Source organism: Mesorhizobium sp. M7A.F.Ca.MR.148.00.0.0 (assembly GCF_003997735.1).
In the GTDB taxonomy this organism is placed as follows: Bacteria; Pseudomonadota; Alphaproteobacteria; order Rhizobiales; family Rhizobiaceae; genus Mesorhizobium.
In genome coordinates, this window is the sequence record NZ_RZTB01000171.1 from 1 (window position 1) to 7,847 (window position 7,847).

Below are 7,847 nucleotides of genomic sequence, written 5' to 3' on the forward strand. Positions count from 1 at the left end.
CTGCCGAACGCGCCGCGCGCACCGACCGTACCGACGCCACCGGCATGCGCATCGATCAGGCCGGCCGCTACCGCGATGCCGGGGACGAGGCCAAGGTCCGCAGCCGCCTGCGCGGTCAACCCGCCGCCAAGTGCGCCACCCGCCGGCACGATCTGCGTGCCGATGCGCGCGAACCCCTCGTCGGCCAGGCTCCCTAGTCCGATGGTGCGGAAATAGGCCTCGTCCCAGCGGCTTTCATGCGCCAGATAGGTCCATTTGCAAGTCACCGTGCAGACCGAGCGGGCAAGGCTGCCGGTCGCCCGCCAGGTGAGGAAATCGGGGAGGTCCATGAACTGCCAGGCGGCGTTGAACGTGTCGGGCAGGTTTTCGGCCAGCCAAAGGAGTTTCGGCGTTTCCATCTCCGGCGAGATGACGCCGCCGACATAGTTCAGCACCGCCTCTCCGCTGCGGTTGATGCGGCGCGTCTGCTCGACCGCGCGGTGATCCATCCAGACGATGATGTTGCGTTCCGAATTGCCGGATTTGCTCACCGGCAGCGGCACGCCGCCCTCGCCCAGCACCACCAGCGAACAGGTGGCGTCGAAACCGATGCCGGCGATCGCCTCGGATGCCACGCCAGACTGAGCGACCGCTTCCCGCGTGGCCGCGCACACCGCCCGCCAGATGTCGTTGCTCGACTGCTCGACAATGTCGCCGGCCTCGCGCCAGACCTCGATATCCCGCTTGGCCGAGGCGAGCAAGGTGCCGGTGTGGTCGAACACCCCGGCCCGCGCGCTGCCGGTGCCGACGTCGATGCCGAGATAATGGGGCATGTGAAACCTTCGGTTTGGCGAGTAGCGAGTAGCGAGTAGCGAGTAGCGAGTAGGTAGGTCGTTGGATTCTTCCCTATTCGCTACTCCCTATTCCCTATTCGCTTAGAGATCATTGCTCTGCGGCAAAATCACCAGATCGCGGATCGTCACGTTGCGCGGGCGGGTCAGCATGAACATCACCGCTTCGGCCACTTCGCGCGGCTGCATCAGGCCACCGGCGGCGAGTTCTTCCTCGAGCTTGGCCTTCGGCCAGTCGTCGACCAGCGCCGTCACCACCGGGCCGGGCGCCACCGCACCGACGCGCAGGCCGTGCTTGGCGACCTGCCGGCGCACCGTGTGGACGAAGGCCTGCACGGCGTGCTTGGAGGCCGTGTAGATCGGCTCCCAGACCACCGGAACCAGTCCGGCAATCGAACTGGTGACGATGACGTCGCCCGTCTTGCGCTCGATCATGTGCGGCAGCACCGCCTGGATCGAGCGGAAGCAGGCATTGATGTTGAGGTTGAGCATCCGGTCCCAGGCGTCGGGATCGCCGGTCGCCACCTCGCCGCCGACATAGGCGCCGGCATTGGCATGGAAGATATCGAGCTGGCCGGCCTTCTCCAGAATCTGCGGCATCATGGTGGCGACGCTGGCCGGCTGCATCAGGTCGATGACCAGCGGGATCGCCTTGGGGCCGAGTTCGGCGCACAGTTTGTTCAGCGTCGCCTCGGCGCGGTCGACCAGCACCACGCTGGCGCCGGACGCCAGCATGTGCCTGGCGCATTCGAGGCCGATGCCTGATGCCGCGCCGGTGACGGCGGCAACTTTTCCGGACAGTTTTTCGCTCATGTCTTGCTTCCTGTTGATGGGTTCAGGCCCGGCCATGGGAGACACGCGAGCGGCGTGCCAGCGAGTCGACGATGACCGCGATGGCAAGCACGGCGCCGGTGATCATGTACCGAAGCGACGAGGACAGATCGAGCAGCGTCAGGCCGCTGGCGATCGACTGGATGACGATGATGCCGAGCAGCGCCGAATACGCACTGCCGCGACCGCCGAACAGGCTGGTACCGCCTATGACGGCCGCCGCGATGGCGTTGAGGTTGACGTCGCCGGTGCCGGCCTGCTGGCTGGCCGAGGCCAGGCGGGCCGCCGACAGCACGCCGCCGAAAGCAGCCAGCATCGAGCACAGCACGAAGGCGCTGGAATAGATCAGCCGCACATTGATGCCGGCGCGCCTTGCCGCCTCGCGGTTACCGCCGACCGCCGACATCGAGCGGCCCCATTTGGTCCGCGTCAGCGCGTAATGCATCGATATGACCAAGCCGACGAACAGGCCGAACATCCACGGAATGCCGCGCGCCTGGTTGAGATAGAAGACGATGAGTTCGAGAATGACCGTGATCACCACCGCCCGTATAACCAGGCCGCCGGTCGACGGCGCCGACAGATTGGCGGCGCGGCGGCGCGTAACGGTGCGCAGGCCGGTGACCAGCATGACGATGCCGGGCACGGCCGCCAGGGCGAACGAAACAAATTTCGGCATCATCAGCAGCTGGCCGAAATTCACCAGGTTCGAGCCGTAGGGCAGATTGATCGAGCCGGTCGAGCCGAGAATGTAGAGCTGCAGGCCAAGCACCGCCAGCAGACCGGCCAGCGTCGAGACGAAGCTCGGCATGCCCAGCCGGTTGAACAGCAGCGCGTAGAGTGCGCCGATAAAGCCGCCGACGGCGACAGCGGCCAGAATGGCGAGCGCCACCGGCCAGCCCTGGTTGACCCACAGCGTGCCGACCATCGCCGAGGCAAAGCCGCTGATCGAACCGACAGACAGGTCGATTTCGCCGACCATCAAGACGCAGACGATGCCGAGCGCAATGACGCCCACGGTGGAGCAATCGAACAGCAGATTGACCAGATTGCTTGATGATAGGAAGATCGGGTTGATGCTGGCGAACACCGTCCAGATGATGGCCAGCCCGACGATCACCGGCAGCGAGCCGAGATCGCCCGAGCGGACCCGGTCGAAGAACCTGCGGATGGCGCCGCCGATCCCCGCCTCATGCTTGACGCGCACATCGGCGCGGTCGAGCTGCGGCGGCACGGGGGCGGCCTGTTCGGCTTCGCGGCTCATGGGCGTGGCTCCTGGGTTTGGTCTTGCCTGGCCTGTCTCCGCTCGGCGCGCCGCGATACCGAATTGTTCGACGCGCCGGTGATGGCGCTGACCAGTTCCTGGTTCGAGGCATCGGGGGTGAAGATGCCGTTGTTGCGGCCAAGCCGCAGCACGACGATGCGGTCGGCGACGGCGCGCACGTCTTCCATATTGTGGCTGATGATGACGACGCCGAGGCCGCGGTCACGCACCCGCTCGATCAGGTTGAGCACTTCCGCCGTCTGCGCCACGCCAAGTGCGGCCGTCGGCTCGTCGAGCAGGATGAGCTTGGGTTCGAGCAGCAGCGAGCGGGCTATCGCCACCGTCTGGCGCTGGCCGCCCGACAGTGACGCGACCACTTCGCGCACGCTTGGGATGCGCGCCGATAGCTCGTTGAGCAGCGTCCAGGCGCGCACTTCCATCGCTACCTCGTCCAGCCGCAGCGGGTTGAGCTCACGGCCGAGAAAGATGTTGGCGACGATGTCGAGGTTCTCGCACAGCGCCAGGTCCTGGAACACCGTGGCTATGCCGAGCGTCAGCGCCGCACTCGGATCTGCAAGCGTCACCTGCTTGCCGCGAAAACTGATCGTGCCTGAACTCGGCTGATGCACGCCGGCCAGGATCTTGACCAGGGTCGACTTGCCGGCGCCATTGTCGCCGACCAGCGCCACCACCTCGCCGGCATGGACATCGAGATCGATGTCGGTGAGCGCCGAAACGGCGCCAAAATTCTTCGAAACGCCGCGCAGGCTGAGCACCAGCTCGCCTGCCGGAACCGGTTCGTCCGGGATATCGATCATGCCAGGAAGCCTTTCAAAACCGGTTCAAAAATGTCGGATGAGCGCTGCCTGGCCACCGCGCGGTGGCCAGGCAGCGGAGCGGGCAAGGGTCGCGGTCAGTTCCCGATGCCCAGCTTCTTGCAGCCTTCCGCGTAACGATCGACGCAGAGTTCAGCCGCAGTGTTGATCTTCTTGTCGATGATCTCGGCCTTCAGGTTTTCCTGCGTCACCACGGCCGGCGTGAACAGCTGCGAGGGCGTGTCGTACAGCGTCATCTCGGCCTTCGGCGTCTCGCCCGAAAGCAGCTTGATGGCGATGTTGGCGGCCGCCGCCGCCACGATCTCGCTCGGCTTGGAGATGGTGTTGTACTGGTCGCCGGCGATGATCAGCTGCAAGGCCGCGATCGTCGCGTCATTGCCGGTCACCGGCGGCACCGGATCGACGCCGGCCGCCTTGAAGGCGGCGATGGCGCCGCCACCGGTGCCGTCATTGGCGGCAACCACGCCGAGGATTTTCGGCCCGAAGCGGGTGATCTGGCCGCCGGCCCATTGCTGCGCCTTCGGCGGCGCCCATTCCGGCGTGTCGTATTCGGCCAGGATCTTGTAGCCGCTATTGTCGAGGCCGGCATGGATGCCCTTCTTGATCAGGCCGGCCGCCGCGTCGGTCGGCGAGCCGTTGATCTGCAGCACACCGCCGCTGGCCGGATCGACCTTCAGCGCCTTCAGGTGCTCGACCAGCGAGTCGGCGATGGCCTTGCCGATGCCTTCATTGTTGAACGACACATAGAAATCGGCCGGCGCTGTCGGGATCGGCCGGTCATAGGCGATGACCTTGATGCCCTGGCTCTGCGCCAGCTTGACCAGCGAGGCGGCGGCGGTCGAGTCGACCGGGTCGAGCACGATCGCCTTGGCGCCCTGCGAGATCACCGAGTTGAACTGCTGCTGCTGGCGCGAGGCGTCGGCATCGGCATTCTGGTAGAGCACCTTGCAGCCCGGGCACAGCTTCTTCATCTCGGCGGCGAAGCCGGGATAATCATGCTGCTCGTAGCGGGTCGAGGCCTGGTCGGGCATCAGGAAGGCGACGGTCGCGTCGGTGACTTCGGCGGCCCTGGCGATCGCGGCGGTGCCGGCCAGCAGCGACAGCGCAAGGGCTGCCACGCCGGCGGACTTCAATGAAGATGAAAGTTTGGTCATTCGGTCTTCTCCGTTTCTGGATATGGTTGTAAGAAGGTCGTTGACTGCTTTGGTCTGAAGACACCCATCCGCCCTCGCCCAAACTGCATTGGGAACCGGGACCCGGCGCCGGCCTTTCGAGCCGCGCCGACAACCTCCGCCGACGGAGGAATTCGAGACAAGCGTTCTCCATCGCGAACCGCTCCACGCGGCTCACGTCGTCATGCAAAAGAAAAATCCTCCCTTGGGTCCTCCCTGGCTCCTCCGTTAAGCGGCTTTTCCCGCGTTGATGTTGTCGGCCAGCAGGCGCCTGAAGCGCGAGGGCGGCATGCCCTTCTCCGCCAGGAACTGCCGGTTGAAATTGGACAGATTGTTGAATCCGACCTCGTAGCAGATGTCGGTGATCGAGGCCTGCTCGTCGCTCATCAGGATCTGGCAGGCGAGGTTGATGCGCAGCCGCTTCACATACTGCACCAGCGACATGCCGGTGTGACGGCGAAACGAACGTGAGAAAGCGCCGGTCGACTGGCCGGCGATGGCGGCGAGATCCGCCTCGTCGAACAACTGCGTCAGGTTCTCCCTGATATAGGCGAGTGCCTTGTTCATGCCGGCGGTCATGTAGCCGGAGGGATCGGGCCGGTAGCTGGCGCTGGCCAAAAGCTGGAATTCCTGGGCGCGGCTGAGCAGGCCGGCGATCATCATGAACAGCTCGATGCGGCGCACGCCTTGCGCCTGCATCATCTCTTCCATCAGCGGCGCCAGCGCCTTGCTGGTGCGGCTGGAAAACAGCACGCCGCGACGTGACGCCTCGAGCAGAGCCGTGAGCCCCGCCAACTCCGGCAGCACATGCATGGCATCGCCGATGAAACTTTCGGAAAACTGGATGATGCGGCCACGCAGCGGGATCGAACTGTCCCTGGGGATATCGCTGACCCAATTGTGCGGCAGGTTTGGGCCCGTCAGCACCAGATTGCCCGGCTCGAACTCGCCGATGAAGTCGCCGACGAAATAGCGGCCGTTGGTGAAGATCACCTGATGCAGTTCATATTCGGGATGGAAATGCCAGCGCACCGTGTGGAAGGGGTAGCCGTGCGACCACGCCTTGAAGGACTCACCGCGTCGTATCTGGACAACTTCCAGGTCCGGTTCCATGTCCGTTTCCTCCCGGGCCGGCACGGATATCTGCCGCGTTCGGCCCAATTCCCTAAACCGGCCGAATTGGTTTCGGCTCTGCATTTCAAGAGCCAAGGTACCGGCTCATGACAACAGGCGCCACCACGATTCAAGACAACGGATGATACTTTTTTAACCGGGAGGCGGCGCTCAGAAGCGCTATTCGGGCAGAACAGGTCAGTCTTGCTGACGCGTTCGCTCAATTGACCAACGAGAATGCTGCCGCCCGGGACAGGAATTCCGGCGTCTCCGTGTTCGCCTGGCTTATCGCAAGACCATGGTCTTCAGGCGCTGTGCAGCGCCGCATCGTCAGTTCACCTCGTGCGCAGCGCACCACCGGCCGCCGTCGCGAGCGGCGAAACCATCTCCGGCACCAGTATGTCGTGGCGGCGCGCGAAGCTGACCAGCGTGGCCCGCACCGTCTCCGAATCGATCTCGCCGACGATGCCCGCCTTGCAAGCGTTGAGCGCGACAGCATGGGCGCCGTTGCGGCCGGCGCTCGGCCAGTCCTGCAGCAGTGCATAGGCTTCCATCACGCTGTCGATCTTCCTCGGAAAGCCCATTCCGACCAGAAGGGTGACCGGTTCGTCAAATTGCCCGCGATTCATGGCTTGTGCCTCCTCTCGATTGTGCCTGTAGCGGGCCGAGCACCGGGAGCGCGGCCCGCCGCGGATAGGTGAATGGACTGGCCGATTCCCGTTCAACCGCTGCCGGCGGATACCTTGGATGTTGCCGACACTTGCTGCGCGGCAAGGAACATCAGTGCCGACGCCGCGGTTCGCCGGTTCCAGCCGGCAGCTTCAGCCATGTCGAGCAGCCCTGCCAGCAGCGGCTTCAGCACGTTCCTGCATTCTGTTTCATAGGCCAGGAATTCCTTCGCCTGGTGCGTAGGAGCCGGTACGGATCCGAGGCCAGCCATTGCATCCATCTTTGCCTCCACTTTCTCTTCGGATGACGCCCGCTCCCCGCCAGGGAAGCGGGCGGATTGGCCTCGACCTCAGAAGTCCATACCGGCGCTGGCGGGCATTGCCGGGGCGGCGGCTTCCTTCTTCGGCTTCTCGGCCACCATCGCCTCCGTGGTCACCAGCAGGCCGGCGACCGATGCCGCGTCCTGGAGAGCGGTGCGCACCACCTTGGCCGGGTCGATGACGCCCTGGCCGTAGAGATCGCCGAATTCGTCGGTCTGGGCGTTCCAGCCCCAGCCGAATTCGCTTTTCTCGCGCAGCTTGCCGACGATGATCGAGCCTTCGGCGCCGGCATTCTCGGCGATTTGCCGGACCGGCGTTTCGATGGCACGGCGCACGATATCGACGCCAGTCTTCTGGTCCGCATTGTCGGTCTGCACGGCATCGAGCGCCTTGGCTGCCCGCAGCAGCGCGACACCGCCGCCAGGCAGCACGCCCTCCTCGACGGCCGCGCGGGTCGCATGCAGCGCATCGTCGACGCGGTCCTTACGCTCCTTGACCTCGACTTCGGTCGAGCCGCCGACCCGGATCACCGCAACGCCGCCGGCGAGTTTGGCCAGCCGCTCCTGCAGCTTCTCGCGGTCGTAGTCGGAGGTGGTCTCCTCGATCTGCGCCTTGATCTGCGCGACACGGCCCTGGATCTCTTCCTTGCGGCCGACACCGTCGACGATGGTGGTGTTTTCCTTCTCGATCACCACTTTCTTGGCCCGGCCCAGCATCTGCAGCGTCACGTTTTCCAGCTTGATGCCGAGATCTTCCGAGATCGCGGTGCCGCCGGTGAGAATGGCGATGTCTTCCAGCATGGCCTTGCGGCG

Annotated in this window: 9 protein-coding genes; all 9 read right to left on the bottom strand. The window is 64.9% G+C overall.

The window, feature by feature from the left end; all coding sequences use genetic code 11:
* On the bottom strand, positions 1–812 hold an 812-nt coding region (locus EOB49_RS31445), incomplete at its 3' end, for an FGGY family carbohydrate kinase (protein ID WP_245472920.1).
* A gap of 102 nt (positions 813–914) precedes the next feature.
* The gene (locus EOB49_RS31450; RefSeq protein WP_127383262.1) at positions 915–1,643 is read right to left on the bottom strand and encodes an SDR family oxidoreductase; all 729 of its coding nucleotides are present in this window, start codon (positions 1,641–1,643) and stop codon (positions 915–917) included.
* Positions 1,644–1,665: 22 nt separating this feature from the next.
* Positions 1,666–2,925 carry a sugar ABC transporter permease gene (locus EOB49_RS31455; RefSeq protein ID WP_127383263.1) on the bottom strand — a complete coding sequence of 420 codons (1,260 nt, stop codon included), beginning with the start codon at positions 2,923–2,925 and terminating at the stop codon, positions 1,666–1,668.
* Complete coding sequence (locus EOB49_RS31460) at positions 2,922–3,743, bottom strand: ATP-binding cassette domain-containing protein (protein WP_127383264.1); 822 nt, start codon at positions 3,741–3,743, stop codon at positions 2,922–2,924. Before EOB49_RS31460 ends, EOB49_RS31455 begins: the two co-directional genes overlap by 4 nt.
* A gap of 95 nt (positions 3,744–3,838) precedes the next feature.
* Positions 3,839–4,915 carry a sugar ABC transporter substrate-binding protein gene (locus tag EOB49_RS31465; RefSeq protein ID WP_127383265.1) on the bottom strand — a complete coding sequence of 359 codons (1,077 nt, stop codon included), beginning with the start codon at positions 4,913–4,915 and terminating at the stop codon, positions 3,839–3,841.
* A gap of 246 nt (positions 4,916–5,161) precedes the next feature.
* Positions 5,162–6,046: an AraC family transcriptional regulator gene (locus tag EOB49_RS31470; RefSeq protein ID WP_127327761.1), complete on the bottom strand. Its 885-nt coding sequence runs from the start codon at positions 6,044–6,046 to the stop codon at positions 5,162–5,164.
* 335 nt (positions 6,047–6,381) lie between these two features.
* Positions 6,382–6,675, bottom strand: a complete 294-nt coding sequence (locus EOB49_RS31475; RefSeq protein WP_127383266.1) for a DUF982 domain-containing protein — start codon at positions 6,673–6,675, stop codon at positions 6,382–6,384.
* A 92-nt stretch (positions 6,676–6,767) separates the two neighbouring features.
* On the bottom strand, positions 6,768–6,995 hold the full coding sequence (locus tag EOB49_RS31480; protein ID WP_127383267.1) for a hypothetical protein: 228 nt from the start codon (positions 6,993–6,995) through the stop codon (positions 6,768–6,770).
* A 69-nt stretch (positions 6,996–7,064) separates the two neighbouring features.
* Positions 7,065–7,847 (bottom strand): chaperonin GroEL (gene groEL / locus EOB49_RS31485; RefSeq protein ID WP_127383268.1); only part of this gene is annotated, 783 nt, incomplete at its 5' end.

Excerpts from the sequence above, each read along its gene's own strand:
- EOB49_RS31450 (WP_127383262.1), bottom strand. The coding sequence starts at position 1,643 with ATGAGCGAAAAACTGTCCGGAAAAGTTGCCGCCGTCACCGGCGCGGCA.
- EOB49_RS31455 (WP_127383263.1), bottom strand. The coding sequence starts at position 2,925 with ATGAGCCGCGAAGCCGAACAGGCCGCCCCCGTGCCGCCGCAGCTCGAC.
- EOB49_RS31460 (WP_127383264.1), bottom strand. The coding sequence starts at position 3,743 with ATGATCGATATCCCGGACGAACCGGTTCCGGCAGGCGAGCTGGTGCTC.
- EOB49_RS31465 (WP_127383265.1), bottom strand. The coding sequence starts at position 4,915 with ATGACCAAACTTTCATCTTCATTGAAGTCCGCCGGCGTGGCAGCCCTT.
- EOB49_RS31470 (WP_127327761.1), bottom strand. The coding sequence starts at position 6,046 with ATGGAACCGGACCTGGAAGTTGTCCAGATACGACGCGGTGAGTCCTTC.
- EOB49_RS31475 (WP_127383266.1), bottom strand. The coding sequence starts at position 6,675 with ATGAATCGCGGGCAATTTGACGAACCGGTCACCCTTCTGGTCGGAATG.
- EOB49_RS31480 (WP_127383267.1), bottom strand. The coding sequence starts at position 6,995 with ATGGATGCAATGGCTGGCCTCGGATCCGTACCGGCTCCTACGCACCAG.